We start from the raw sequence: 26307 nt of genomic DNA on the forward strand, positions 1-26307 counted from the left end.
TCGTCTTTCGTTACCCCCCGCAGTGTCTCCTTGGACAAGGATGATTTCCATGTCGATGAACCCAAACAACCAATTCGATGCCAACCCGAATGCCCCCGGAAACTCCGGCTCCTACGGCCAGGCTCCGCCCAAGAAAAGCAAAGCCAAATTCTGGCTACTAGGCTGCGGAATTACTGGGTTGGTGGGGATCCTGGTTTGTTGCGGCGGCAGCATCCTGATGACCCAGTTCGGGCTGTCGGTGCTGGCGGGCGAATTCCAAAAACAATTGGAAGGTAATCCTGTCATTGCCGAACACATCGGCGACATCGACTCGTTTAGCATGAATTGGTCCGACACGATCCAAGCCGCTCAAAGCGCCGACAGCGGTGCCGAAGAATTGGCGTTTGCGATCTCGGGCAGCAAGGGATCGGGAAAGGTCATGATCCAGCAAGATAAGTCGGGCGACGGCACCGGCATGCAATCCGCTGTCCTGGTCATGGATGACGGCGAACGTTATCCCATTGAACTTGCCGCCAATCCGGCTGATGACCTGAACATGGACGATATCTTCGACGAAGGTGAACTTCCTGTCGAAATTCAGTAGGCCAGTTCAGTTGATACGCTTCCTGCAGTCGCCCACTTCTAACGCGGACTTAACCGCCAACCGGAAAGCTACATTTGCAGGTTAACTCATTTCACCCCATTTCACGACAAGAGAATTCATCATGAAAGTTGCAACTTTCGACACCACCAAAGGCATCATCAAGATTGAACTGTTTGACGATAAGACTCCGAAGACAGTCGAAAACTTTGAAACACTTTGCGCCAAGAATTACTACGACGGCTTGAAGTTCCACCGCGTCATTCCTGACTTCATGATCCAAGGCGGATGCCCGCAAGGAACCGGCACAGGCGGACCAGGATACAAGTTCGAAGACGAATTTCATCCTGAACTAAAGCACGATGGCCCCGGCGTTTTGTCGATGGCCAACGCTGGTCCGAACACCAACGGATCGCAGTTCTTCATCACTCACGTCGCCACGCCTCACCTCAACAATAAGCACAGCGTGTTTGGCAAAGTGATCGAAGGCCAAGACGTGGTCGACGCGATCGAAATGGGCGACACGATGACCACAGTGACGGTCACGGAAGAGTAGGCCAGCCATGCTGGTTCGGTGGATCAGTGGTGCATTAATCGGCACGTTTTTCATTGCGATCACGTCGCCGATATTTGTGCGAAGCTATTTGCCGCGGCAACTCAACCGCGGCGTTTGGACTTTGCCGGCCGGATCGGAATACCGCTGGCGAAGTGAAGGCTACGCCACGACCGCCATCGGGCCACACGGCATGCCCGGCAAGGCCGCTGTCCCACCGACAAGCCAAACGGGCAAGCGAATTGCGCTGTGGGGCGATTCGCAAGCCGAAGGTGTCTGTGTCGATGACGACCAGAAAATCTTTTCGCTCGTCGAGCAAAAAAGCGATGGGCAATCGAGCGTCTTTCCTCTTGCCCAAAGCGGTGACGATCTGGGTGACTGGATCCGCCAAATGCCTTGGGCAGACCAGACGCTTAGTGTCACCGATCATGCGTTGGTGATCGCGGAACTGTCGGATCTGCATCTCAGTGAGCGACGACCGGATCCACCCCATTGGTCGCAAAGTGCATCGACCAATTTGCCTGCCTTCATCCTCGCCGCTGCTCGCAACCTGGCAATGGATGCGGACGGTAGTCGCAGGCGACTTCGGTTTAGCGTGGGGCCGGTTCAAGTTGAGCCGTCGGTTGTCTCGCCGAGCCAAACACCGGCAACCTTTGCCGACCAACTGCGGCAATTGCGAAGTGCCACGTCGGGCAGAATCACGATCTTCTACGCACCGAAATTGCCGGAAGTCAACGGCGACGAGGTGCGCACTCACGACGGAGACGACGCAGCGTTCGAGGTGATGCGATCAAACGCTAACGAGCTTGGCATCGCCGTCGTCGACATTCGTCCCGCTCTGATCGAATCAGCAGAACATGGCAACTGGCCGCATGGTTTCCACAATGGGCGAATTGGCAGCGGACACCTAAACGCGACTGGCAATGCGATTGTTGCCAACGCGATCCGCGAGTGCTTGCAATAGACTTTTCAGCATGATTTTTACGCAAGCCGAATTCCTCGTTTTCTTCTGCGTCGTGCTTATTGCGACTTGGCTGTGCCGCCTGCGATGGGCTCGCAACACGGTTCTGCTGCTGGCCAGCTACTATTTCTATGCATACTGGGACATCCGCTTTTGCGGCTTGCTGGTCCTGTCGACTGCCATCGACTACACCGCTGGCAAAAAGATCCAAGCAAGCGACAGCCCTACGGTGCATAAACGATGGCTGACCCTCAGCATCATCGCCAACCTTGGCATGCTTGGCTTTTTCAAATACTGCAACTTCTTCATCGATTCTGCGTCGCTGATCTTGGAACCGCTCGGCGTCAGCACCACGACGCTACCAATCCTGTTGCCGGTTGGAATATCGTTCTACACCTTTCAAACGATGTCCTACACGATCGACGTTTATCGGCGCAAGTTGCGCGCGGTCGATCACCCCTTGGACTTTGCACTGTACGTCGCGTTCTTTCCTCAATTGGTCGCTGGCCCAATTGTCCGCGCGAGAGAACTGCTGCCACAAATCACCGAGCTTCCCGCCTGGTCTCATCGCCGATTCTATGGTGGTTCGCAACAATTACTGCGTGGCGCCGTCAAGAAAGTCCTGATCGCTGATCGCTTGGGCGAAATGGTAGACGTCGTGTTTGCGGGCCCCGACCTGTACTCCGGTGCAACCCTTTGGATTGCCGCCATCGCCTATGCCGGCCAAATCTATTACGACTTCGCTGGGTATACCGACATGGCGATCGGTGCGGCGAAGATGTTGGGCTATCGATTCCCAGCCAACTTTCGGCATCCGTACATGGCAACGTCGATATCTGATTTCTGGCGTCGCTGGCATATGACTCTGTCGCGTTGGCTGCGCGACTACGTGTACATCCCGATCGGCGGCAGCCGCGGTAGCAACGCTGCCACGTATCGCAACCTGATGATCACGATGACGCTAGGCGGGCTATGGCACGGCGCAGCTTGGACGTTTGTGATTTGGGGCATTTGGCATGGCGTTGCATTGTGCGGCCAGCGACTTGCAAAATCTACACTGAAAAATCCGTTGAACCTGGGTCGCCCGTTCGATTGGGGCATCACGATGACAGTGGTGCTTGCCGGATGGATTCTCTTTCGCAGCCCCGACCTTCCCTCGGCAATCGAGTATTTCGCCGGGATGATGACGTGGCGACCAGGGATCCAGTGGATGCCGCCGTTAACGATCCTAGCGATCACGATCATGGTCGGCGAACACGTCGCTTGGACAACCAAGCTGAGGCGTGCGATGCGATTGCCAGTCGACCAATGGTACTCGCCCATTGCGACGACCATGATGCTTTGGTCGTTGGTGCTTTACGCTCCGCAAGGCTTCCGACCGTTTGTCTACTTTCAGTTCTGATCTGGATTTCCAAATCAGACTTCAGGTCGAGACCACAGATGGTCCATTCGCCGCCAACGGGCAAGTGAGTCTCGCATTTGCCAATACAGCTTGGGCCAGCGAAACGTTGCCCAAGTGACGAACGGCAACAACATAATAACGACCAAGAAGGTCATGACTTCGTAGGCAAGAAGATAGCTTTCGATCCGTTGGAATGAGCGAAGTCGACTGAGAATCTGCACTGGCACCGCAATCATCACCGCAATGACTCCGGTATAGAACAGCATCTTTGCAATGCCGAACTGAAATCGACCATCACCTTCGTTTGTCGAACCATTGCGGGCGTTGCAGACGTTACCAACGATTGACTTGGGCGTGCTGCGCAGACGCGGATCAAGACGTGACCTGACCAGGATCGCTGCGACCCAACTGCCTATCACCGCAAACAATAGACCGACCCATTCTGCGGAACGGGTGACTTGGCTGCTGTACGTGAACCAAACGTCGTCGATGGGACGACCTCGCCACACAACGTACTGGATGAACACGCATAATGCGCCGATCACAGCGCCGAGTGAAAACCCAATGAAGAACCCTTTAACCACGACCTGCATAACGAGCCTCGTTGGAGCCAGGATTGCAGTCAAGACTCGCAACACCAACCCACCAAACAGGGCTCCCACGACTGTCCAAACAGCGACAGGAACAACCAGCGGAAAAAAATATCGCCATGGCAACTGAGTATCCCAAACCAGCCAGACCGCAGGCAATAACTTAAAGACCATCGCGGCGATTGCAAAACTTATCGCACCGCAGATCGCACCGGTTTCCACTCCGTTGTCGCGGAACTGGCTGGCATGAATCGCCAGTATCAAGTGTTCGGAAAGTTCCGCATCATCATCATTGAACGAAACGTCACAATGGCAAGCCGCAACACCGGTGTCCGTGCCGGCAAAACGGTCAAGCAACGGACAGCCGCAGCACGGACAAGCTTTCAGCGATTCGGTGAAGGCATTCTGGGTCACGATTGCACACTTGCGTCGACGGTCGTAATGAACTCAGACGTTTAGCCGATGGTCGTTGGTGGTCACTTTATGATACGACAGCAATAACGCAACGATGACTCCCATGGCAATCGCCGCGGCGATCACAAACATAATCATGATCTGATACTTGACCGCTTCGATCGGTGGCGCGCCGGCAAGCAATTGGCCTGTCATCATACCAGGGATGCTGACGATGCCGGCAACCGACATCGTGTTCAGGATCGGCACCATCGCGGTTCGCGCCGCGATCGCAAAGGCTTCTCGCGTCGCTTCCCATCGCGTCGCGCCAAGCGACAAACACATTTCGATTTCGCCGCGACGCGACTTCAGCTCACCCACATAGCGATCGACACCGAGCGAAATTCCGGTAAGTGAATTGCCAAGCACCATTCCCAACAACGGAATTACGACCTGGGGCGAATACCAAGGATCCGGACGCACGATCAAACCGATCATCACCGCCGTCACCAGCCAGCTGCTGGACCAAATCGAAATGATGGTGGTCAGTCGGATCGACGGATACTGATTTTCGATTCGCGAGATCGCTGATAAGCCAGCGATCACGGTCATCGCAGCGGCCAGCAACATGACCGGCGGAAAACTTGCCAACGCAAAAATCTGTTTCAGCACCAAACCTAGCAACGACAACTGGACAGCCATACGAATTGCACTGACCGCGATTTTTCGGCCTAGCCCCAAACTCAATCGCCACGACATCAGCCCGTTGATGACCAGCAATCCGGCCGCAATCGCCACTTCGCCCCAAGTCAGCGTCAGATCGTTCATGCGTTCACGCTCCCACTTTCCAACCGAATCAGCTTGCTCGACACACGACTGATTTGGTCGGCGTCGTGGCTGGTCCAGATCCAAACTCGATCAACGTCCGCGTCTTTCCACTGACGAGCCAGCGTTTCAAATCGTTGCACTAGAGCCGCATCCAATGATGCGGTGGGTTCGTCCAGCAACATCACTGTCGGCGACACCAGGATCGCGCGAACAAGCGCCACTAGCTGTTGTTCGCCACCACTAAGCGTCGATGCATCCTGGTCCAAGATCGACTCGCCGCGTCCCAAACTGCTTAGCAATGCGATCGCTTTGGCCTGATTAAACGAATCTGTCGCCGATGCAAACGTGAACGGCAGTGTTAGATTCTGCAGCACCGTGCCAGGAACTAGCGCCGGACGCTGGGCGAGATACACCACGCTGCGTCGAAACATGGGAACTCGATCAACAGTCACGATTTTCCCGCGAAAGCGAATCTGGCCGTCGTCGATTGCGTCCAACCTTGCGATTGCCCGCAGCATCGTCGACTTGCCGCTACCGCTAGGCCCAACCAACCCGATCGCATCGCCAGCGACGATCAACAGGTCAACACCCGCGAGCAACGTCCGGCCGGTTTTGGTGTCGCGTCTTGTGACGTCGACCATTTCAATCACGGATTGCGTCACTTTGGTTTCAAACCTCGTGGCGTTGCAGACGCGGCTTGCGGGTCTTCCGGCCAATGATGTTTGGGATACCGGCGGCGAAGTTCTTTTCGCACATGGATGTAGGTTTCTTTCCAAAAGTTTTCGAGGTCTTCGGTGATTTGCTGAGGACGATAGTTCGGGCCCAGAAGGTGCAATTGAATCGGCACACGTCCACCGGCGATTCGTGGCGTCGTTGCCCAGCCGAACAACTCTTGGATTCGCACTTCCATCCAAGGCGTCCGGCCGTCGGCGTATTGAACCGGAAACTGGTTCCCACTTGGTACTTTTAACTTCGCCGGCGCATGGGCATCAATCAGTTGCTGCTGCCCCCACTGGTAGCGTCCTTTGAAATGATCAAGCCAAGGCGCTGAACGAAGCTGGGCAATCGAAGTCCGAGTTTGGCAAAGTCGCAGCAATACTTCTTCAACACCCGCATGATCGAGCGATGGAAGTTCCAGATCAGGCATTCGCTCAGTCAAGAACCTTACTCGCTCGATCCACGCAGCCACGTCTTTGTCTTTTGCGGGAAAAACGCTTTCCAAGTTTTGGGCCGCATGCCGAGCCAAGATGGCGGCAACCTCGGAACTCGGCTCGCACGCGATCGGCGACTCGGCCAACAACAGGTCGTCAAAGTAACGCCGCCGTCTGGCAACCACTGCCTTCAACGATGGATTGAAAAACGGCTCATCGACTTCGCGGACCGATTGATCGTCCAGCCAATCCCCATCGACGACCGACGCTGCCCGTACTGACGCCTCAGTGCCTTTGGCGTCGACGTCAATGCATAAAAACAATTCGCCGTGGCGACAGGCCGACGAACGATCCAGCTTCACCCCCCGACCTCCCACCATCAAACCGCGATCGTCGCCCGGGTTTCGTCGCCGGGCAACGCGATCGGGATAGGCCGCCAATAACGCTCGCTTGAGCGAATCGCCGGCCGATTCCGTTGTGTCCGGCGTCTGCTCTGCGCCCACCATCCGCTCGATTTGCTTGGCGATCCTCAGCACATTCTTCGCCGCCGGGACGCTTTGCACTGCCGACGCATCGCCACGCTGGAACCGACGCATGCGGTCAACACGATCCGAAACGTCGCAGTCGGACACCGTTGTTCCCGACGCTACCGCAGACCCGCGAAACGGATCTCGTTCGGTCAACAGCGACGCTGCGATCGAGGCATCGGCGACGACCCAGCGTTGGGCGGCTTCGATCATGAAACGCGCCAGTCGCGGATGCAATGGTAACGCCGCCATTCGTTTTCCAATCGAAGTAATATTGCCATCATCGTCGATCGCACCGAGTCGCTGCAGCAAGCGTGTTGCAACATCAACCGACTCGGTTGGCGGCGGAGTCAGCCACGGGAATGCCGCCACGTCTTTCTCGCCCCATAACGCCAACGTCAAGACAGCCCCCGACAGATCGCCTCGCTGGATCTCAGGTGTATCTTCTTGTCTTCGGGATCGATGCGACGCGTTTGGCCACAACCGAAAGCAGACGCCGGGCTGAGTCCGACCAGCACGACCGGCTCGCTGATCCGCCGATGCCTGGGAAATCGGTTCGAGCATCAATTTCGGCAAACCAACCTGGGAATCAAAACGCATCACGCGAGCCACGCCAGTGTCGATGACGGCCGTGACACCAGGAATGGTGATCGATGTTTCGGCAACGTTGGTCGACAGGACGATCTTGCGAACCGATGACTCCGACAACACCGCGTCCTGATCATCGGGCGAAAGATCACCGTAGAGTTCTTGCACCATTGCGCCACGACTGATGCCCCGCTGCTCGATCAACCGTTTCGCGGCATGAATCTCGCCGACGCCCGGCAAAAAAACCAACACGTGACCATCGGTCGCTTGAAGTGCATCGGGCAACGCGCCGGCAACTTGGTCAGCGATGCGATCGCGTGACAGCATTTTCGCATACCGGACGTCGACCGGAAACGCTCGACCCTCGCTGGTCACGCAAGTTGCATCACCCAAGAAATCCGCGATCGGCTGGGGATCAAGTGTCGCAGACATCACGATCAAGCGCAGTTCGGGTCGCAGCGTCGTCCGGATCCGCTGCAGCATCCCGAGCGCAAGATCAAGTTCCAAACTTCGCTCATGAAATTCATCGAGCATCACACATGACACATCATCCAACAGCGGATCGTCTTGCAGTCGGCGAATCAAAATCCCTGTCGTCATCGCGATCAAGCGAGTTCCGCGCGTGACTCGTTTGTCAAAACGGACTTGGTACCCAACATCCTCACCAAGCGACGTCCCAACCAACCGCGCAAGCCGCGCCGCCGCTGAACGAGCCGCCAATCGCCGCGGCTGGATCAACAAGATCTTTCCATCGCCGCAAATCGACCGAGCCAACAAGCGTGGTGGGACTCCCGTCGTCTTACCGGCCCCCGGCGGTGCCTTCAGCACGACCGACGATCCGGCCGACAACGCCGATTCGATTTCCGGCAAGCAATGCGATACAGGCAGCACAGATTCGATCGGCGGGTTCACGCGTCGCTCGCTCGATGAAAGTTTGAAATCACGCTGCTTGCCGTAGATTGGTGAACCACGACAATTCACCCCCAAAGTCCGACAACACGCCGGGGCTCGCGGATTAGAAGGCATCGAACGTCGCTGGGCACATCATACCGACCGGCTCGGTTACGAGACATCGGCAGCAAATTCGCCAGCCCCCCCCCGAAAGCTGGCACGGCTTTCACGATTGTGCCATCCAGCAGCCAATCAACTTGGGGGGGATCCCAAGCTCGGATACGGTAAAAAGCTGGCGGAGACAAACGCTATCAACCGCAAAAAGCACCGTGTTTGAGCGACATAGAGCGGTTTCCAACACCACAAACAGCACCGAATGGGCAACCCACCGGAGGATGTGAATTTTGTGTGAACGACCATTCTTTGACCACACCGATCCCGTTACAACCGCAGGACCAGGGACGGGAAGGAATTCCGGTAAGGACGTCGAAATGACAAAACACACTCTCCGCACCCGCGAGTCTTAACTCAATGCTCTGTCGTCTTGCCTTCCCGTTTGTCGCCATCACGGCTCTCGCCGCGGCGATCGCCGGCTGCAGTTCATCAACGTCATCTGGTTCCGTTGAAAGCATCAAACTGCAAGGTTCGGGTGCTAGTTTCCCAGCGCCGCTCTATGGTCGCTGGTTCAAAGAATACAGCGGTGCGGTCAACGGCGTAAGAATCGACTACCAAGCCAAAGGTAGCGGCGGCGGCATCAAAGACTTCATCGAACACACCGTCGACTTTGCAGCCAGTGATGCGGCGATGAATGACGAAGAAATTGGCCAAGTCGATGGCGGCGTTGTCTTACTGCCAATGACCGCGGGCAGCGTCGTGTTGGCGTACAACTTGCCCAAACTGAAATCGCCACTGAAGCTTTCGCGTGAAGCTTACGTCGGTATTTTCCTGGGCAAGATTTCCAGCTGGGATGACGCCGCGATTGCCAAATCAAACGACGGCGTTGAACTGCCCAAGTTGCCGATCACCGTCGTGCAGCGAGCCGACAGCAGTGGCACGACGTTCGTGTTCACCAACCACTTGTCCGCCGTTAGCGAAGAGTTCAAGAACGGCCCCGGTGTAGGCAAGAGCGTCAACTGGCCCAGCAGCGACAAGTTTATCGCCGCCCCCAAAAATGACGGCGTCACCGCAACCATCAAGCAAACGCCCGGTGCGATCGGTTACATCGAATTCGGTTTCGCCGATCAAGCCAAGTTGCCAATGGCAAATCTAGAAAGCAAGGCGGGCAAGTTTGTTTCGCCGTCGCTGGACAACGCCAAGGCGGCACTCGCTGGCGTTGAAATGCCTGCCGACATGCGAGCTTGGTTGCCGGACCCAGAAGCCGATTCGGCTTACCCGATCGTCAGCTACACATGGCTATTGTGCTACCCCAAGTACGAGGACACCGCCAAAGCAGACGCACTAAAAGAAATGATCATTTGGTGCTTGAACGAAGGACAAAACTCGAGTGCAGAAATGGGCTACGTTCCTCTTCCTGCGAACGTCGTCGAAGCAGTGACTGCGAAACTTGATTCGATCCAATAGCCATCATGAACCACACGCTTCCAAGCGAATCCGAGTTCGGCGGCGAGGCTTCGATCTCGGCGCCGCCTTCGAAATTCGACGTGTTCGCCGATCGTGGCTTTCGATCGGCGACGGCGATGTTTGCTTGGCTGACCGTGGCGTTGGTTTTCTTGATTGTGTACGAAGTCGGCGGCAGCGCCATGCCGGCAATCCAAAAACACGGTGTTGGTTTTCTAACGACACAGACATGGGATCTGCAATCGGAACAGTTCGGCGTGTTGCCTGAAATTTGGGGCACGCTCTACAGTTCATTTCTCGCTCTGATCATTGGCGGCTTCTTTGGTATCTCGATCGCGATCTTTTTGACGCAAGACTTTTTGCCGCGAAAGATTGAATGGGCATTTAAGAATATCGTCGAACTGCTAGCCGCGATCCCAAGCGTTGTGTACGGACTGTGGGGTATCTTTGTCGTGATCCCGATGCTTCGTCCGACGGCGACTTGGCTGCACGAAAACCTGGGCTGGATTCCATTCTTTGGGACATCCCTGTCAGGTCCAGGAATGTTGCCGGCGGCGTTGGTGCTTGCGATCATGATTTTGCCGACCGTCTCGGCGATCTCTCGCGATTCGCTGAACAACGTTCCCAACCGATTGAAGGAAGCGGCGGTCGGTTTAGGGGCAACCCGATGGGAAGCGATCTTCGGCGTCATTCTGCCCACGGCATCGAAGGGCATCTTCGGCGCGCTCGTGCTTGGCTTTGGCCGTGCCTTAGGCGAAACGATGGCGCTTGCGATGTTGGTCGGAAACTCCAACCAAATGAGCATCTCCTTATTCTCGCCTGGCAACACGCTTGCAGCATTACTGGCCAACCACTTCCCCGAAGCGGGCAAGGACGAGGAGCCGGTTCTGATGTACGCCGCATTGGTGCTGCTGGCGATCACGTTGTTGGTCAACATCTGTGGTGCTTTTGTGCTCAAGCGAGCCTCTCGGCGAACGGCGGGATCTCACTGATGAACAAAGATAATCTTGAAATCACCGAACTGACCGAGGCGTTTGACGACGTCGACTTTCCACGTCTCGAACGTTCACTGCGACATCCACGCACATTGATTAGCGCAGGATTGTCGATCGCGATTGGCGTCGCGACCGTGCTCGCGTGCATACCACTGTTTAGTGTGCTGTACATGCTGATCATTCGCGGCGGCAAAAAACTGTCGACCGAACTGTTCACCCAGCTTCCGCCGACTGCATTCGAAGCGGGCGGTGGTTTTGGAAACGCCATCGTTGGAACGCTTGTCATGGTTTCGATCGCGGCCGCGATTGCGATTCCCGTCGGCGTCATGACGGCGATTTTTTTGGCCGAGTTTGGACCGCAAAGCAAGACGGCTTCGATCGCTCGGTTCTGCGCAAAAACTCTCACTGGGCTGCCATCGATTTTGGCGGGAGTGTTTGCTTACGCCGCTGTGGTTTTGGCGACGGGCAGCTACTCGGCACCAGCCGGTGGTGTGGCGTTGGCTTTACTGATGCTGCCGACGGTCATCTTGACGGCCGAAGAAGCGATGCGAATGGTGCCGGTCAAGATGAAAGAAGCGGCAATCGGCATGGGATGCACGCCGACCCAAGTGGCTTGGAAAATCGTGTTGCCAACCGCGATGCCGGGCATTTTGACGGGCGTGATGTTAGCGGTCGCACGAGCCGCCGGCGAAACGGCGCCGCTTTTGTTCACTGCGTTATTTAGCAACTACTGGTTCTTTGAAGACGGTCAGTCGCAACTGATGGAACCGACCGCATCTTTAGCAGTCTTCATTTACAACTTCTCTGGAATGCCTTTCGAGAACCAAATCGAAATGGCCTGGGCGGCCTCGCTTGTGTTGGTCCTGTTGGTGCTTGCCATCAACGTTACCGGACAACTGATATCAAGCCGCACAAAAACGCGTTAGGGAATTCCTTTTTAATGATCGCTCCGACCAAACTTGCCGCAGACGATGTGCTAGCCGACAGCAACGGCGCACCGTTGATCGATTGCAACATCAACAATCTCTACTACGGTAACTTTCGTGCCGTCCGCGACAGCCACATTCCAATCGACCGTGGCTCGATCACCGCTTTCATTGGCCCGTCGGGATGCGGCAAGAGCAGCGCACTGCGCTGCTTGAACCGGATGAACGACTTGGTTCGCGGATTCCGGCTTGATGGCCACGTCCATTTTCGTGGACGCGACATCTACCATCCACGCGTCGATCCGGTTGCCGTGCGCCGCTACATCGGAATGGTGTTTCAACAACCTAACCCGTTCGCGATGAGCATCTTCAATAATGTCGCATTCGGTCTGCGTCTGAACCGCTTTCGAGGCAACGTTGCGGCCAAGGTCGAAGAGGCACTTCGCGGCGCAGCGCTTTGGGAAGAAGTCAAGGACAAGCTGAAATCAAGCGGGCTGTCACTATCGGGTGGCCAACAACAGCGGCTCTGCATTGCTCGCGCGATTGCAACGGAACCCGAAGTCATGCTGATGGACGAACCCTGTTCGGCCCTCGACCCAATCGCAACGCGGCGGATCGAAGAACTGATGCAGGAGCTAAAAAAGAAGTACACGATCGCCATCGTGACTCACAACCTGCAACAAGCCAAACGCGTCGCCGACAAAACGGCTTTCATGTACGTTGACACTTCCGAAGGTACTCGCACGGGCTACTTGGTGGAGTTTGGCGAGACCGGACAGATTTTCGAAGACCCGGCCGAAGAAAACACCAAGCGTTACATCCGAGGCGAATTTAGCTAACCTGCGTTAACGCGAAACGCTCAATGACGCAGTGCTATCGGATCGACGAATCTTCCAGCGACGCGCGAGACTGCGGGCTTTCCCAAGTTGAAAACTCGGCCCATACCGGCAGGTGATCGGACACCTCGATCGCTTGCTCGCGAGTGATGCCAAAGATCCGCTCGATATCCATCACGCCCCAGCGACCGGTGTATTCGCCCGTAAATCGGCGATCGAACATGATGTTGTCGTACGCTTTGGTTTGACGTGTGTTGGTCATCGCGCCAGTGACGACCCAAGTCATCCCCGGCAAACGGCCAAGGTCATCAAATTCAAATTCGCTGGCGTTTAAGTCACCCAACAAGATCACGTCGTCTTCGTCCGGTCGAGCAGCCTGCATGACAGGAAACACCTGCGACAGCGCTGAAATCTCGGCGGGTACTTCGTCGGGATCGGTGTGAATGTTGACCAGCCAAAATGTGAACGCTTGGTCGGGCGACGATGTCCGGGCGCGAAAACGAGCGACAAAAGGTTCGCGGTGCAACAAATCGTTTGCATCCGTCATCGAACCGTAGGCGTACGGGTCATGTTCGATGCGAGTGGTGTCGTATACGAAAGCGTACTGTTCAGTACTAATCGTACGGCCCAAACGGGGACCGATTAGGAAGCTGTACTGGCTGCCATCGGCGTTGATCGCTTCGATAAAACGCGGCAGAATCTCATCGCTTTGCGCTCGTATTTCTTGAATCGCGACCACATCGAACTGGCGAACCGCGTCAGCCAAAACATTGACAACCTCGGGCTTGGACAACTTGCTTTCGCCAAAGACTTGAATGTTGAAGGTTGCGATCAGAATTCGATCGCTTGGCCGTCCTGTTGCTGATTGTGTGGCTGCTGACTGTGTCGACGTTGACCGAGTTGGCTGAGACTGCGCTGACGCAAGTTGCCCCTGCACTGAACGATCGGACGTCGAATCGGAGCCCGTGAGCGCGTCTACAATACGGTCTTTGAACGACGGCCTATTCGATGGTGGATTGTTTGGGCCGGTTTGCGAAGGAGATTCCTGCGACGAATCAACTTGCGATGGGCCACCTTGGGCAATCCCAGACGGGTCGGGACCTGCCTCATCACCCGCCAAGATGCTGTCAACGATGGGTCCGACGATGGGGAAGTCGCGATAGAAATAGCCACCCGCACCGCTGCCGAACGTTGTCAGCAGTAGCGTTTTGAAAATCGTCGGTAACCACGACGAACGTCGCGATCGACTATTCCTGCTTGCCACACCAGGCCTCCCTGCCTGTTGTCTTGATCCGGCCTGCCGTCCTGGCAAACAACTTTTCTGCGGCCGATTACTCGGCGAAATCCCGCTTCGAGAACGTCATCGTTCCCTAGCGACTGTGCTTCGCGACTATCGCAACGCGCCACCGCTTTTTTCCAGTGGACACTCATTCACGATGATCGAGAGTTGATCCATAGTCGCTGAGGCAACAGTGAAGCAAGGTCAGATCTTGCTTAGGTTGCCTGCCGACCTTCGGCGAAACGTTCCACGACAATCACGACAACTGCAGCGCCCAAAGCAAGCGTCACCAGCGTGATCAGGCTGCCATCCCAGTTCGCGGGTGAGACGTATTCCATGACTTGAAATTTCAGTTCTTCCGATGCCGTTTCCGAAGTCGGGCGCTGCAGCGGCCACAGCTTGCCGGCGCTGCCGATCATCAATCCCATCAACCACGCCATCGTGGTGCCGCGATGATGTTCAAGCAACCAACGCAGCACGCGTGAAAACGCCAACAATCCGATCAAGCAACCGCTCGCAAACACGGCGATCTGCGTCAGTGATTCGACCGAGAAGTTCCCCTTGGCGGCGTCTTTGATCAGACCCGTGACGCTGTGATAGACGCCTAGTAACAGCAAAACAAACGCACCGCTGATGCCGGGCAAGATCATCGCGCAGATGGCGATCGACGCCGAAAAGAACAGATACGGCAAACTCATGTTGCCGGTTCCCATGGGCAACAATGTGATCGCAATCGCTACGGCCGCGCCACACACCAGCGCAGCAATCCGGCTTGGCGTCCAGCGATCAACATAACCCTTGACGATCCAAACACTGGCCACCAACAAGCCCAAGAAAACGGCCAACGTTTCGGCCATTCGGAATTCAAGCAACCAGTGCATCAACCCCGAAAGAGTCACGATGCCAGTCGCAATTCCCAGTCCAAGTGCTGCCAGAAAACGCACGTCCAGATGCCGAGCCGCGTCGGCGAACCGTTTGTCTCTGACCAGCCCAAACAATTGGCTGTCGATGTGACTGATCGCTGTGACCAGCCGCGTGTAGTGACCCAAAATCAACGCCACTGTCCCGCCGCTGACTCCGGGCACCGTATCGGCGGCTCCCATGCAGAATCCACGAACCACGTTGATCACGTCGCCACGAACCGTGGCGGCCGGAACCGAACCACCGGCTTTGACGTGCCCCGAGCTTCCATCGCCAGACGTTTCACCAGCTGCCAACCCGTCATGTCCCTCCGTTGCGACCGATGCAAGTGGTGTATCCGTTACATCGGTGGATTTGCGGACATCAGAGCGTTCCATCAGTGCTTCCTTCGAGCGGGCCGGGCAACGATACTTGCGGCAGCGAATAAATGCGGGACATCGGTACAGCCATCGGCGACCGAGTTCAGCCACGCAACGTACAGCCACACAACATCGTCTGACCTTCCCCGAGTATCAACGACCCGTGATCGAAATTTTCATTCTTGCCGTGGTGCAAGGCATCGCCGAGTTCTTGCCAATCAGTTCGTCCGGCCACCTGGTTGTCTTGGGCGCGCTGATGGGCGAACTGAGCGAGTCGCCGACGTTAGAAGTGATTTTGCACGCCGGCACACTGGGGTCGATTCTGGTGGTTTACTGGCGACGCATCTTGGACCTGCTGACGCGCGACCGACGCGTGATCCCATTGTTAGTCGTCGGAACGATTCCCGCCGTCGTCATCGGGCTGACGATCAAGACTCAATTCGAACACATCATGCGATACCCGCTGTTGGCCAGCCTGATGTTGATTGTGACCGGCGGATTGCTGATCGTGCTGGGGCGACTGAAACCTCGTGACAGCGATTACCAGTCCATGTCACTGAAGAACGCCTTTGTGATCGGATGCTTCCAAGCCTTTGCGATCCTGCCAGGAATCAGCCGCAGCGGATCCACCATTCTGGGTGGCCGGCTGCTGGGGTTGAAAAATGAGGATTCGGTGACCTTTTCTTTCTTGCTAGCAATCCCAGCAATTCTGGGTGCAACCGTACTGACGCTTAAGGATGTGGTCGAGCAGCGAAGTGAAGGAATCCCGATGGACTTCACAGTTGCGGAGTTGGGAATTGGCGCGTTTGTGTCGTTTTTCGTGGGGATTTTCGCATTAAAGTGGCTGATTGGCTGGTCTCGCCAAGACCGCCTTCACTGGTTCGCATGGTGGTGCATACCGGTCGGAATCGCGGCCTCAGTCTACTTCGGGCGACTTGCTCTTTTTTCCTGAAACCCTTGACGGGACGATGGACGCGTGTTTAGCGTGTGGTAGAATCGACGTCACCCATAAGCGCCGTCGCACGCCTCCATTCGTACGAGTCAACCTATGTCCATGCAGCTAACCGATCGCCAACAAAATGTCTACGACATGATCCGTGGCTTGATCGTCAAACGTGGCTATGGCCCGACGGTGCGAGAAATTGGTGAACACTTTGGCATCAAGAGCCCTAACGGAGTGATGTGCCACCTGCGTGCACTGGAACGCAAAGGTCTGATTTCGCGAAGCCCGAACAAGTCTCGCGCAATCGAACTGACCCACGCCGCTGACCGCAATGGAAACTCGTTGCCGATGGCAGGAATGGTTGCCGCGGGTCCGACAACATTGGCGTTTGAACAGAACGACCGAATCGATTTCAGCGAAATGCTGTTCAAAGAAGATCGATTCATTCTGCAGGTGTCGGGTGATTCGATGATCGAAGCCCAGATTGCTGATGGCGACTACGTCGTTGTGCAAAAGCAAGAAACTGCGTTACCAGGCCAAATGGTTGTCGCGCAAACCGACGAAGGCGAAGCGACTTTGAAGTTCTGGTTCCCCGAAGGCGACCGCATTCGCTTGCAACCCGCCAATTCGTCGATGGAACCTATCTACGTCCGCAACGCAAGCGTCCTAGGTGTCGCCGTCGGCGTCGTCCGCGCTGGGCTGTAGTCCACGGTTTAAGCTGCAAAAGCTTTAGCACGAGCTCATGCCGCGTTTCTTGACTTAGTCACTCAAATGCGTCCCTGCTTCGGCGGCTAGTTGATCTTCGCCTAGCGATAGATGAATGCTGACCAATAGGTCCAGTGCTGCTTCGCGTGTGCGAAGCTTCTCGGACGCGGTCGCTAGAGTGGCATAGAACTTTGCCGTTTCTAGATGGCCGGCGTCGGCTAGCACAAACGCGAACGGTAAAATCGCTCGTTCATATTCTGCTACCTCAAAAAGCTGCTCGTAGCGTTCGATCGCTTCGTTGGGCCTGCCTTGCTGAGTCAAACAATCCGCCAACACGAACAGACTTTCGGGGTCGCTCGGCCGAAGTCGTAGCGCATCTTCCGCTGATCGCTGCGCCTCGGAAAACTTCCCGGCCCAGTGCAACACTTTCGCTAAATTGCGGAACGCAATCGCTTGATCGTCGACGTCGATAGCCCCGCGAATCGCAGCGTCCACGCGCGCCGTTGCAGTGGTGTCGGGGACCGTGCCGTCGACTTGTCCTGAACGGACCAGTGTTTCTATGATCTGGCGAGCGAACTTTCCATGCACGTCGACCGTCGGATGAACGTGATCGAGAAAATACTCGTTACCCAAACAGGAGTGCCCGTATTCGGTCTCGCACATCGTGTGCAGAAGGTCGTTGAACCGAACCAACGGGACACCGTTTTCGCTGGATACTTCGCGGACAATTTCACGGATCGCTGATGTCGCTCGCAGGGAGCAAATGTCACGGTCGATTGCGGCCAGAAATTCATCACTCGCTTCGTCAAAAAGCCCTTGCTCAAAGAACCCAGTACCACGTTCAAAATGGTCGTCATCACTTTTGAACGGCGCACAGTCTTTTTCGTTGCAGGAGGGTTCAACAAAAACAATCGCCGCGTCGGCGTGTCGAGCGATTGAAATCATGCGTTCCAAGTTGGACCGATAATGCCGCAGCACGTCGGCGGTCCAGGCGTCGTCTCTTACATAGTCGACGGGACCGACGGTGTGATTGAGCCGTTCATCAACTTCGCCTGGCAACATTTCGATCGGCGAGTCATCACGCCCGCGAACTTCATCCACTGCGTCCTGAAGCACGGCGAAGGTTCGCGTCTTTCGAAGCGCCGCATCAATCGCCAGTTTCCAACGCGGCGTTTCGATGAGCCCTGCGTAGGTTCGGCGTTCCAAAAATTCGTTATGCGCCGAATAGACAATGAAGATGTCCGGTTCGAACTGCACCAGTTCTTCCATCACCGACGCGACTCGATAACTGGCATAGCTGACTCCGCCCGCGTTGATCACCTCCCATTGATTCGATGAGCCAGTTTCAGGCAACAACTTGCGAAGGTAGCCACTGTACGAAGTCGCATCGTCGAAGGGACGCCCAAACGTTGTCGACCCACCCACACAAAAAATCCGCTTAACGCCTGTTGGCTTTTTGGCCGCGAAGGATTGCGGATTGAACAGGCGAAGTTTTTCCGGCGCGGTGACCATCAAAACCTGCCCCTGTTCGTCGATTGACTCTTTCATCAACGGAATCTGCGATGAAAAACCGACGTAGGGATCTTCCAGGACTCGATCTTTCGGCAGACCTAGGACAGCCAAGCCGATTTCGATCATGCCAAAGAAAGCTACAACGGTTGCCGCGGCAAAGCATGCTTTTTTGCGCCACGTCAAATTCAAACGTCCACCCAACGCCTTTCGCGATGACTGGCCAACACGGCTTCACATAGCCGAACTTCGCGATCGCCATCGGTAAACGTTGGAAACGGAGCAGTGGCGGCGAAGTCGCCGGCGGCAATGTAGCCATAAAACGTCCGAAACATCTGCTTGAAGGTGTCCGGGAACCCTTCGTTGTGCCCGCCCGGATACTGCGAAATCCCGGCGGCCGAATCGCTCATCAACGCAGGATCCCGAATCAACGTTTCACTGGCTCGATCCCGGTTGCCGATCCACAAATCGTTCGGCGATTGGCTGTTCCAGGCCAGCGACTGTTCGGTGCCACCGATCTCGAACTGGCACATGTTTTTGCGTCCGGCCGTCGTTTGCGAAACCCAAAGACATCCGTTTGCACCGGAGTCGAGCTGCAGCATCACGGTACCGCAGTCTTCGGTATCAACGCGGACCGATTCCGTTGGCGGATTCGCCGCTGATTTCGCAGCTCCCGAGAACGTTTCGGCGCCGCCGATTGGGCGTAGGCGATTCGGATGCACTGTTCGTAAGTCCGCCATCACCGAAACGACTTTGCGTCCGGTCACGAACTGCACCAAATCCAGCCAGTGGGTGCCAATGTCCGCGACAGCTCGCAGTTCACCGCCGGCCTTCGATTCGACTCGCCAGTTGTAGTCGGTCGGACGCAGCAACCAGTCTTGCACGTACGATCCGTGAACGTGCATCACTTCACCGATCGATCCAGCAGCGACTCGCGACGCGGCTTCGTGACAGAGCGGATAGAACCGAATGTTGTACGCCACGCCGGCAACGCAGCCACTTTTGGCCGCAATCTGCAAAAGCTCGGCTGTTTGCGACGAAGTCATCGCCAATGGTTTTTCGCACAAGACATGGCGGCCCGACCGCAGCACCGCCGCGGCTTGTTCGAAATGCAGCTCGTTAGGCGTGGCGATATGAACGGACTGGACTTCGTCATCGGCTAGCACATCCGCCAGCGAGGCGTAACCTTTGGGAAGCCCCAACCGGGCTGCGGAAGCTGCTGATTTTTCGGGCGACGAACCGACGATCCCCGTCACGATCTGGCCAGCCCGGCGTAGGGCTTCGACGTGGACGGGACCGATAAATCCGGTGCCGACGACGGCAACTTTCAATGCGTTCATGGTGAGAGGTTGGTTGCAGTTTTTCAGGGTGAATAGCGGCGGTCGATTCACTGTAGCGGCCGAACTTTGCAATGCAACTGACGGGCCCCCATGCCCCCTCGCCACTGGCATCTGATTGCCTTCCCGCTATGCTTGGAAGATCGCTAGCGTGGCCTAAGAAAGACCCGCCGGCGGAGTCACCGTTTCAACGCTTGAGGTTTCGTTTTTCCATGTCTTCACCGATCACTTCGCCCGCCACTTCCACCGAAAAGACAGTCCCATTCACCAAAGCTCAGATCGACGAGATCCGCAAAACTCACCCGACTCCGTTTTACCTGTACGACGAAGCGGCGATCCGGGCCAATGTTCGGGCTCTCAATGAAGCCTTTTCGTGGTGCCCCGGGTTTCGTGAATACTTCGCGGTCAAAGCGACGCCGAACCCGCGACTGCTGCAAATTTTGATGGAAGAAGGCTGCGGCGCCGATTGCAGCAGCCTTGGCGAACTGTTGCTGTGTGAACGCGTTGGCATGACGGGCGAGAAAGTCATGTTCACGTCCAACAACACGCTGGCCAAGGACTACCAGAAGGCTCGCGACCTGGGTGCGGTCATCAACCTGGACGACCTGACTCACGTCGAATACCTAGACGAAAACGTTGGCACGCCCGATCTGATCTGTTTCCGCTACAACCCGGGCCCGCTGCGTGAGGGCAACGTCATCATTGGCAAGCCCGAAGAAGCCAAATTCGGATTCACTCGCGAACAACTGTTCACCGGATATCGCCAAGCGTTGGAAAAAGGCGCGACGCGATTTGGCCTGCACACGATGGTCGCCTCGAACGAATTGAACCCCGAATTCTTCGTCGAAACGGCCGTGATGCTGTTCGAATTGGCGATCGACTTGCACAAGGAACTGGGCATCAAGTTGGAATTCGTCAACCTGGGTGGCGGCATGGGCATTCCCTATCGCCCAGGCGAAATTGCACTGGATTACGAAGTCATCGGCAGCGGCGTGAAAGCCGCCTATGACCGCTTGATCGGCGGCACTGAACTCGACCCGCTAACGATTTACTTGGAAAATGGCCGAATCATCACGGGCCCGTATGGATACCTGGTCACCGAAGTGGTGCACGCTAAGAACACTTACAAAAACTATGTCGGCGTCGACGCTTGCATGGCAAACCTGATGCGTCCGGGCATGTACGGCTCGTACCACCATATGTCGATCTTGGGCAAAGAATCCGCACCGCATGATTTGAAGGCCGACGTGGTCGGATCGCTATGCGAGAACAACGACAAGTTTGCGATCGACCGCCAACTGCCGCAGGTCGAGCGGGGCGACGTGATGATCATTCACGACGCGGGGGCCCACGGCCATTCAATGGGTTTCCAGTACAACGCGAAACTTCGCAGCGCTGAACTGCTGCTAGGTGCCGACGGCAATGTTGAGCTGATCCGCCGCGCGGAAACGATGGACGACTACTTCGCAACGCTTAACTTCTAAGACTGCAGAACCCCGTTGGGGGTTTGCGACTTGGGCAACGACAGAAATCCAGGGCACGCCAACGCTGCGCGGGCGACCCTGGCCTTGGAATCAACACCGTTAGCGTATGCACTATGCCTTTGGCGTAGGTACTCTGGTCGGCGCATAAAAAAACCGCGACCTGGTTTACTGACCAGCCGCGGTTCTTTTGATTCGTTGAAGCCGTTTGGCTTACCAAGCGAAGTGAGCGAATGCCTTGTTAGCATCAGCCATACGGTGCGTGTTTTCGCGTTTGGTGTAGGCGACGCCTTCCTTCTTGTACGCTGACATCAATTCGTCAGCCAACTTCAGGTGCATCGGGCGGCCTTTTTTGTCCCGCACAGCGGTCAACAACCAACGGAACGCCAAGCTTTGCTGACGAATGCGGTTGACCTGCATCGGCACTTGGTAGCTAGCACCACCGACTCGCTTGCTGCGAACTTCGATGTACGGCTTGATGTTTTCAATCGCTGCTTCGAAGACTTCGATCGAGGTCAGATCCGCGATTTCGCCACGGCGACCGATTTCGTCGAGTGCGTCGTAGAAAACTCGAGTTGCGGTCGACTTTTTACCGTCTAGCATGAGGCAGTTGATGAACTTACCGGCCAGTTTCGAATTGTGCCGCGGGTCGCCTTTAAGCTGCGTGCGGCTGGATGTGATACGTCCCATCGATGACTTCTATTACTTTGATGAAGGTTGTTTTGCGGTTGGCAGAGATCGTTTGCGGGCATATCCCGCGTGAAACGACTATTTTTTCTTCGCACCGTAACGGCTGCGAGACTGCTTGCGACCATCGACGCCCAATGCATCGCGTGAACCGCGAACGACTTGGTAGCGAACACCCGGCAAGTCACGAACACGACCACCGCGAATCAGCACGATCGAGTGCTCTTGCAAGTTGTGCCCTTCGCCTGGGATGTAAACCGTGACTTCTTTGCCATTGCTCAAACGAACCCGCGAGATTTTTCGCAGAGCCGAGTTCGGCTTCTTGGGGGTCATCGTCCGAACTTGCAAACAAACGCCCTGCTTTTGCGGGCACTTTTCCAGCACCGGCGACTTGCTTTGGGTCTTTTTCAGTTTGCGTCGTTTACGGACGAGTTGATTGATCGTTGGCATAAAAAATGAATGGATACGGCTTTGCAGGAAAACGCGGCCAGACCTCGGCGGCGAATCGGCAAAGTATCGCCATCAAGAAATATCTGTCAATAGCTGACAGCGGTTATCTGGGAGTTGAGCCGAATTGGATGCGAAATGCGTCCCGATGCTTTCACCAGCCTCACTAGCCCGGTGGACACGAGATCACTGTTTTACCCCCGAAAATGATTTGTCTGATATTTCAAACTTTTCTCTGGCAAATCAGGCGGGAATGCGTCCGAGTCTTCGCCTAGTCACTTCGACGGCATGACGTCTGAGGCGAAACGCCCAATTCCCTAACCATTTTTGATCAATTCTTATCTCTGAACGTCTTAACTCTGAACGAAGGAACCATTAGCGTGAATCTCACTTTGGCACCTGTCTCTCAAACCCGCCCCACTGTCGAAGCAAAGCCAGCGTCTTCTGTTTCTGCACCTGCCAAGTCCGCACCCACTAAGCCTGCACTGGCCGACGTGGTTGCCGCGATCATCGGCGACGCTGGCTCGAATTCGCTGAAGTATGTGTTGCGAAGCAATACGCATCACGACGGCGAATAAGCCGGCTTTCAGCTTAGCGATTGAGTTTCACCAGATCGGCGTACCGGACTCCGTTGCCGCCGAACAGATCCAGAGCACTGCCGACGGTCACGTCGATTGCTCCACCGCTAGACTTCGAAATTTGTTGGACGTCGCCCATCGTGGCGACTCCGCCGGCATAGGTCATTGGGATCGCCACATCGCTGGCGGTCGCCCAGCGACCAAGCTGCTGGACCAATTCGTAGTCAATTCCCTGGCATAATCCTTCGACATCGGCGGCATGGATCAGAAACTCCGCTCCGTAGACGGCCAATCGGTCCAAAGACTCGGGCGTGATTTCGATTTCAGTGATCGTCTGCCACCGATTCATCGCGACTCGCCAGGTCATTGACTCCGCACCGGAAACTCGCCGACAGCTAAGGTCCAGGACAATCCGGTCACGACCGATGCACTGAACGAGTTCTTTTAAGCGGTTTTCGAGCAGGTTCCCAACGGCGTCGAACAGCCAACTGGTCACGATCACATGGCTGGCGCCGGCCTCGATCCACTGTTTTGCATTGTCGACCGTGATTCCGCCGCCAATTTGCATTCCGTCCGGATAAGCCGCCAGCGCCTCGGTGGCTGCTTGGTCGTTTCCGGGCCCCAGCTTGATGATGTGGCCACCGGTCAGCCCGTCGTCCCGGTACTTGGCTGCGAACCAGCCCGCGGGTTGGTCGGCGACGTAATTTTCGACGAGCATCTCCGCTGGTTTTTCGATCGGGCCACCGCCCTGGTCCCGCAGCGAACCGCCGACAATCTGTTTGACGCGGCCATCGTGCAAGTCGATGCAGGGGCGAAATTTGGTCACAAGTGCCCTAACAGGTTTAAGTGGACTGATCTGGTATAAATGAGTTGGCTCTAGCGATTGGCCCAACACCTTATCATTTGAACACGACTTTGATGCCTGCCAACCGACCCCTCGATCCGAAACTGACCTCGCTGTTGGAAAACCTGCGGGGACGGGTTCGCCGCTATGTGGTTTGGGATTCAGCCCTGGCGATCGCGGCAGTGATCCTGGCCGCGTTTTGGATTGGCCTGGCGCTCGACTATCTGCCCGTCCAGCTTGGCGGCACCGAGATGCCTCGGTTAGCCCGAATGTTACTATTAGCGGTGGTCGCCGCGGTCGTGATCGCCATTACCGCGTTGATGCTGGTTGGGCGTTTGCGCCGGCCGCTGCCGGACGACAGCTTAGCGCTGCTGGTTGAACGTCACCATCCGACTCTTGGCGGCCGATTGGTCACGGCCGTTCAATTGAGCCGCCCTCGGCGTGAAGGCGACTCGCACTCAGCCGCATTGCTGAATCACGTGCACCGCGAAGCGGCTGCAGAAATCGACAAAGTCGACCCGGGCAAAGTATTTCGCTGGCAACCGCTGGTTCGCAAAGCGATGGTAGCGGGACCGCTGGCGATCCTATCGCTGGGGCTGCTGATCATCAGCCCCTCGTCGTTCGCGCGTGCCGCTTCGCGGTTGACGCTGCTGTCGGATGAACCGTGGCCTCGGCGGGCTCACTTGGAAATGGTCGGCGTCGAGCTGCCCATCGTGACCGCCGTCGAAAGCGATATATCGGCGCCTAAATTGATCGAGTTCAACGACGCCAAAACCGTTCGATTGCCCCGTGGCAGCAATCCAACGCTGCGGATTCGGGCCGATGCCGAGACGTCTGAATTGCCGATCGTTTGCATCGTCTACTATCACACCGACGGCGGAACTCGCGGCCAATCCAATATGCGCCGAGTGGGACGAATCACCGACGGTTACCAATCGTTCGTGTTGGACGGACCGCCGCTGACTGGGCTTAGCGAGTCGATGACGCTTGACGTTCGCGGGCTGGACGACCGACTGGACGACTTTCGGATCGAAGCGATCACGCCGCCCGCACTGACCGAAATGAAAGTGTCGGTGCGATATGCAGACTATCTTCGCGGCGAAGGCAGCGGCGACGTTGACCTGGAAACCGATTACCAATCGGGACTTCGCATCAGCGAGGGCAGCCAGGTGACGATGGTGGCGACATCCAGCGAACCGCTGGGCGATACCGAAGTGGTGCTAAAGACGGTGACCGACAAACCTCAACCGTTCACGCTGGCCTATTCGGACGACCGCCGCCAACTGAGGCTGACGATGGACAACTTCGACGCCGCCACGACGGTGTCGTTGGTTCCGGCCGATGCGGATGGCATTTCGGCACAAGCGCCGTACCGATACTTCCTTGGCGTCGTCTTGGACCAACCGCCCGAATTGGAAATGCGATTGTCCGGAATTGGAAGCGCCGTCACCCCAATCGCTCGCATTCCAGTCACAGCCACGGTGGTTGATGATTACGGAGTCGAACGGCTGACCATTTCAGTGACCCCTTCAAAAGGGGAAGATGCTGAAGCCGGCGCAGACGATACCGAAGCGGCCGGTTCGAAAACCGCCAGCGTGTCGCCGAAACTTTCGCGCGACGGCGAAGCTAAGACCGAACTAGATTTACGCGACCTCGTTGCCGACGGCAGCTTGCCCGAACTGGTCCCCGGCGGTGCGATCAACGTGATCGGTGAAGCGAGCGACCTTTACGACTTGGCCGGTAAACACCTGACTCGCGGCGAAGTCTTTCGGTTGGAAGTGGTCACGCCCGAGCAGTTGCTCGCCCGTCTGGAACGAAACGAACTGGCGCTGCGATCTCGATTGGAACAAACCATCGACGAGACGCGAAATCTGCGAGAAACGCTGAACCTGCTACGCCGCGGTTTCAACGAAGACGAAAGCAACCTCGACGAAACCGAACAAACGCGACAACAACAGATCCGCCGCCTACGAACCCAACAAAGCGGCTTGCAGGCGAGCAAGACTTCCGAGGAACTCTCCGGGATTGCCGAATCGCTGGACGACATCTTGCGAGAAATGGTCAACAACCGAGTCGACTCGCTGGACCGTCAAGAACGTATCGGCGAAGGCGTCCGCGATCCGCTGCGATTGATCGTCAACGAACCGTTGGCAAGATTGCGGGATCAAATCATCGACATCGAACGCAGCGTCAACGATTCGGCCGATGCGATGGCGAAAACCACGGTTTCGATCGAAACGGCCGACGAAGTGATTGCTCGATTGACCGAAGTGCTCGACAAGATGCTGGACCTGGAAAGCTATAATGAGATCCTGGACATTGTTCGCGAATTGATCGAGGACCAGGACGAACTGCTGAAGGACACCAAGGACGAGCGGAAGAAGCGAGTGCTGAACCTGTTTGATTGAGTTGTGAGCT

The 26307-nt window shown here is 56.2% G+C and carries 24 protein-coding genes; 13 read left to right on the plus strand and 11 right to left on the minus strand.

Annotated features, from left to right (window positions below; all coding sequences use genetic code 11):
• The first annotated feature begins 49 nt into the window (after positions 1–49).
• The 4 genes from Poly59_RS25020 to Poly59_RS25035 all read left to right on the plus strand — a co-directional run bounded on the left by Poly59_RS25020 (position 50) and on the right by Poly59_RS25035 (position 3496).
• Entirely contained in the window at positions 50–583 is a 534-nt protein-coding gene (locus tag Poly59_RS25020) for a cytochrome c oxidase assembly factor Coa1 family protein (protein WP_186776498.1), read from the plus strand.
• A gap of 121 nt (positions 584–704) precedes the next feature.
• Positions 705–1136, plus strand: a complete 432-nt coding sequence (locus Poly59_RS25025) for a peptidylprolyl isomerase (RefSeq protein ID WP_146536795.1) — start codon at positions 705–707, stop codon at positions 1134–1136.
• A gap of 7 nt (positions 1137–1143) precedes the next feature.
• Positions 1144–2097, plus strand: coding sequence for a hypothetical protein (locus Poly59_RS25030; protein ID WP_146536796.1), 954 nt, complete (start codon positions 1144–1146; stop codon positions 2095–2097).
• 10 nt (positions 2098–2107) lie between these two features.
• Positions 2108–3496, plus strand: a complete 1389-nt coding sequence (locus Poly59_RS25035; RefSeq protein ID WP_146536797.1) for an MBOAT family O-acyltransferase — start codon at positions 2108–2110, stop codon at positions 3494–3496.
• A gap of 14 nt (positions 3497–3510) precedes the next feature.
• On the opposite strand, the gene Poly59_RS25040 is transcribed toward Poly59_RS25035, so the two are convergent.
• The 4 genes from Poly59_RS25040 to hrpB are packed head-to-tail and all read right to left on the minus strand — an operon-like array spanning position 3511 to position 8554.
• Positions 3511–4500 carry a hypothetical protein gene (locus Poly59_RS25040; protein ID WP_146536798.1) on the minus strand — a complete coding sequence of 330 codons (990 nt, stop codon included), beginning with the start codon at positions 4498–4500 and terminating at the stop codon, positions 3511–3513.
• A 33-nt stretch (positions 4501–4533) separates the two neighbouring features.
• Positions 4534–5307: an ABC transporter permease gene (locus Poly59_RS25045; RefSeq protein ID WP_146536799.1), complete on the minus strand. Its 774-nt coding sequence runs from the start codon at positions 5305–5307 to the stop codon at positions 4534–4536.
• Positions 5304–5948 carry an ABC transporter ATP-binding protein gene (locus Poly59_RS25050; RefSeq protein ID WP_246151937.1) on the minus strand — a complete coding sequence of 215 codons (645 nt, stop codon included), beginning with the start codon at positions 5946–5948 and terminating at the stop codon, positions 5304–5306. Before Poly59_RS25050 ends, Poly59_RS25045 begins: the two co-directional genes overlap by 4 nt.
• 17 nt (positions 5949–5965) lie before the next feature.
• On the minus strand, positions 5966–8554 hold the full coding sequence (gene hrpB / locus Poly59_RS25055) for an ATP-dependent helicase HrpB (protein WP_186776499.1): 2589 nt from the start codon (positions 8552–8554) through the stop codon (positions 5966–5968).
• Positions 8555–8995: 441 nt separating this feature from the next.
• Between hrpB and pstS the strand changes: the two genes are divergently transcribed.
• The 4 genes from pstS to pstB are packed head-to-tail and all read left to right on the plus strand — an operon-like array spanning position 8996 to position 12802.
• On the plus strand, positions 8996–10045 hold the full coding sequence (pstS, locus tag Poly59_RS25060; RefSeq protein WP_146536802.1) for a phosphate ABC transporter substrate-binding protein PstS: 1050 nt from the start codon (positions 8996–8998) through the stop codon (positions 10043–10045).
• A 5-nt stretch (positions 10046–10050) separates the two neighbouring features.
• Complete coding sequence (gene pstC, locus Poly59_RS25065; protein WP_146536803.1) at positions 10051–11034, plus strand: phosphate ABC transporter permease subunit PstC; 984 nt, start codon at positions 10051–10053, stop codon at positions 11032–11034.
• Positions 11034–11963, plus strand: a complete 930-nt coding sequence (pstA, locus tag Poly59_RS25070) for a phosphate ABC transporter permease PstA (RefSeq protein ID WP_146536804.1) — start codon at positions 11034–11036, stop codon at positions 11961–11963. Before pstC ends, pstA begins: the two co-directional genes overlap by 1 nt.
• Before the next feature lie 14 nt (positions 11964–11977).
• On the plus strand, positions 11978–12802 hold the full coding sequence (pstB, locus tag Poly59_RS25075; protein WP_146536805.1) for a phosphate ABC transporter ATP-binding protein PstB: 825 nt from the start codon (positions 11978–11980) through the stop codon (positions 12800–12802).
• A 34-nt stretch (positions 12803–12836) separates the two neighbouring features.
• Here the strand turns inward: pstB and Poly59_RS25080 are convergent, their stop codons facing one another.
• Together Poly59_RS25080 and Poly59_RS25085 are read right to left on the minus strand one after the other, a co-directional pair.
• On the minus strand, positions 12837–14063 hold the full coding sequence (locus Poly59_RS25080; protein WP_186776500.1) for an endonuclease/exonuclease/phosphatase family protein: 1227 nt from the start codon (positions 14061–14063) through the stop codon (positions 12837–12839).
• 230 nt (positions 14064–14293) lie between these two features.
• On the minus strand, positions 14294–15376 hold the full coding sequence (locus tag Poly59_RS25085) for a DUF368 domain-containing protein (RefSeq protein WP_146536807.1): 1083 nt from the start codon (positions 15374–15376) through the stop codon (positions 14294–14296).
• Between the two features lie 145 nt (positions 15377–15521).
• On the opposite strand from Poly59_RS25085, the gene Poly59_RS25090 reads away from it, so the two are divergent.
• Both Poly59_RS25090 and lexA read left to right on the plus strand, forming a co-directional pair.
• Positions 15522–16310 (plus strand): undecaprenyl-diphosphate phosphatase, encoded by a 789-nt coding sequence (locus Poly59_RS25090; RefSeq protein WP_186776513.1) that lies wholly within the window; start codon positions 15522–15524, stop codon positions 16308–16310.
• 96 nt (positions 16311–16406) lie between these two features.
• Entirely contained in the window at positions 16407–17006 is a 600-nt protein-coding gene (gene lexA / locus Poly59_RS25095) for a transcriptional repressor LexA (RefSeq protein ID WP_146536809.1), read from the plus strand.
• A 54-nt stretch (positions 17007–17060) separates the two neighbouring features.
• On the opposite strand, the gene Poly59_RS25100 is transcribed toward lexA, so the two are convergent.
• Together Poly59_RS25100 and Poly59_RS25105 are read right to left on the minus strand one after the other, a co-directional pair.
• Positions 17061–18701 (minus strand): tetratricopeptide repeat protein, encoded by a 1641-nt coding sequence (locus Poly59_RS25100; protein WP_146536810.1) that lies wholly within the window; start codon positions 18699–18701, stop codon positions 17061–17063.
• A 2-nt stretch (positions 18702–18703) separates the two neighbouring features.
• The gene (locus tag Poly59_RS25105; protein WP_146536811.1) at positions 18704–19855 is read right to left on the minus strand and encodes a Gfo/Idh/MocA family protein; all 1152 of its coding nucleotides are present in this window, start codon (positions 19853–19855) and stop codon (positions 18704–18706) included.
• 209 nt (positions 19856–20064) lie between these two features.
• On the opposite strand from Poly59_RS25105, the gene Poly59_RS25110 reads away from it, so the two are divergent.
• Complete coding sequence (locus Poly59_RS25110; RefSeq protein WP_146536812.1) at positions 20065–21336, plus strand: diaminopimelate decarboxylase; 1272 nt, start codon at positions 20065–20067, stop codon at positions 21334–21336.
• Positions 21337–21546: 210 nt separating this feature from the next.
• Here Poly59_RS25110 and rpsG read toward each other — a convergent pair whose 3' ends face one another.
• Complete coding sequence (rpsG, locus tag Poly59_RS25115) at positions 21547–22023, minus strand: 30S ribosomal protein S7 (RefSeq protein WP_146536813.1); 477 nt, start codon at positions 22021–22023, stop codon at positions 21547–21549.
• Between the two features lie 78 nt (positions 22024–22101).
• Positions 22102–22470 carry a 30S ribosomal protein S12 gene (rpsL, locus tag Poly59_RS25120; RefSeq protein WP_146536814.1) on the minus strand — a complete coding sequence of 123 codons (369 nt, stop codon included), beginning with the start codon at positions 22468–22470 and terminating at the stop codon, positions 22102–22104.
• A 377-nt stretch (positions 22471–22847) separates the two neighbouring features.
• On the opposite strand from rpsL, the gene Poly59_RS25125 reads away from it, so the two are divergent.
• A complete protein-coding gene (locus tag Poly59_RS25125; RefSeq protein WP_146536815.1) occupies positions 22848–23045 on the plus strand; it encodes a hypothetical protein in 198 nt (65 codons plus the stop codon).
• A gap of 13 nt (positions 23046–23058) precedes the next feature.
• On the opposite strand, the gene hisA is transcribed toward Poly59_RS25125, so the two are convergent.
• On the minus strand, positions 23059–23871 hold the full coding sequence (gene hisA, locus Poly59_RS25130) for a phosphoribosylformimino-5-aminoimidazole carboxamide ribotide isomerase (protein ID WP_146536816.1): 813 nt from the start codon (positions 23869–23871) through the stop codon (positions 23059–23061).
• Between the two features lie 92 nt (positions 23872–23963).
• On the opposite strand from hisA, the gene Poly59_RS25135 reads away from it, so the two are divergent.
• Positions 23964–26297, plus strand: coding sequence for a polyketide synthase (locus tag Poly59_RS25135; protein WP_146536817.1), 2334 nt, complete (start codon positions 23964–23966; stop codon positions 26295–26297).
• Positions 26298–26307: the final 10 nt, after the last annotated feature.

The organism is Rubripirellula reticaptiva, assembly GCF_007860175.1.
GTDB lineage: Bacteria > Planctomycetota > Planctomycetia > Pirellulales > Pirellulaceae > Rubripirellula > Rubripirellula reticaptiva.

Coding starts and splice junctions, on each gene's coding strand:
- pstC (WP_146536803.1), top strand. CDS start 10,051: ATGAACCACACGCTTCCAAGCGAATCCGAGTTCGGCGGCGAGGCTTCG.
- rpsL (WP_146536814.1), bottom strand. CDS start 22,470: ATGCCAACGATCAATCAACTCGTCCGTAAACGACGCAAACTGAAAAAG.
- rpsG (WP_146536813.1), bottom strand. CDS start 22,023: ATGGGACGTATCACATCCAGCCGCACGCAGCTTAAAGGCGACCCGCGG.
- Poly59_RS25045 (WP_146536799.1), bottom strand. CDS start 5,307: ATGAACGATCTGACGCTGACTTGGGGCGAAGTGGCGATTGCGGCCGGA.
- lexA (WP_146536809.1), top strand. CDS start 16,407: ATGTCCATGCAGCTAACCGATCGCCAACAAAATGTCTACGACATGATC.
- Poly59_RS25110 (WP_146536812.1), top strand. CDS start 20,065: ATGTCTTCACCGATCACTTCGCCCGCCACTTCCACCGAAAAGACAGTC.
- pstA (WP_146536804.1), top strand. CDS start 11,034: ATGAACAAAGATAATCTTGAAATCACCGAACTGACCGAGGCGTTTGAC.
- Poly59_RS25020 (WP_186776498.1), top strand. CDS start 50: ATGTCGATGAACCCAAACAACCAATTCGATGCCAACCCGAATGCCCCC.
- pstS (WP_146536802.1), top strand. CDS start 8,996: ATGCTCTGTCGTCTTGCCTTCCCGTTTGTCGCCATCACGGCTCTCGCC.
- Poly59_RS25035 (WP_146536797.1), top strand. CDS start 2,108: ATGATTTTTACGCAAGCCGAATTCCTCGTTTTCTTCTGCGTCGTGCTT.
- Poly59_RS25135 (WP_146536817.1), top strand. CDS start 23,964: ATGCCTGCCAACCGACCCCTCGATCCGAAACTGACCTCGCTGTTGGAA.
- Poly59_RS25050 (WP_246151937.1), bottom strand. CDS start 5,948: ATGGTCGACGTCACAAGACGCGACACCAAAACCGGCCGGACGTTGCTC.
- Poly59_RS25030 (WP_146536796.1), top strand. CDS start 1,144: ATGCTGGTTCGGTGGATCAGTGGTGCATTAATCGGCACGTTTTTCATT.
- Poly59_RS25105 (WP_146536811.1), bottom strand. CDS start 19,855: ATGAACGCATTGAAAGTTGCCGTCGTCGGCACCGGATTTATCGGTCCC.
- Poly59_RS25085 (WP_146536807.1), bottom strand. CDS start 15,376: ATGGAACGCTCTGATGTCCGCAAATCCACCGATGTAACGGATACACCA.
- pstB (WP_146536805.1), top strand. CDS start 11,978: ATGATCGCTCCGACCAAACTTGCCGCAGACGATGTGCTAGCCGACAGC.
- Poly59_RS25025 (WP_146536795.1), top strand. CDS start 705: ATGAAAGTTGCAACTTTCGACACCACCAAAGGCATCATCAAGATTGAA.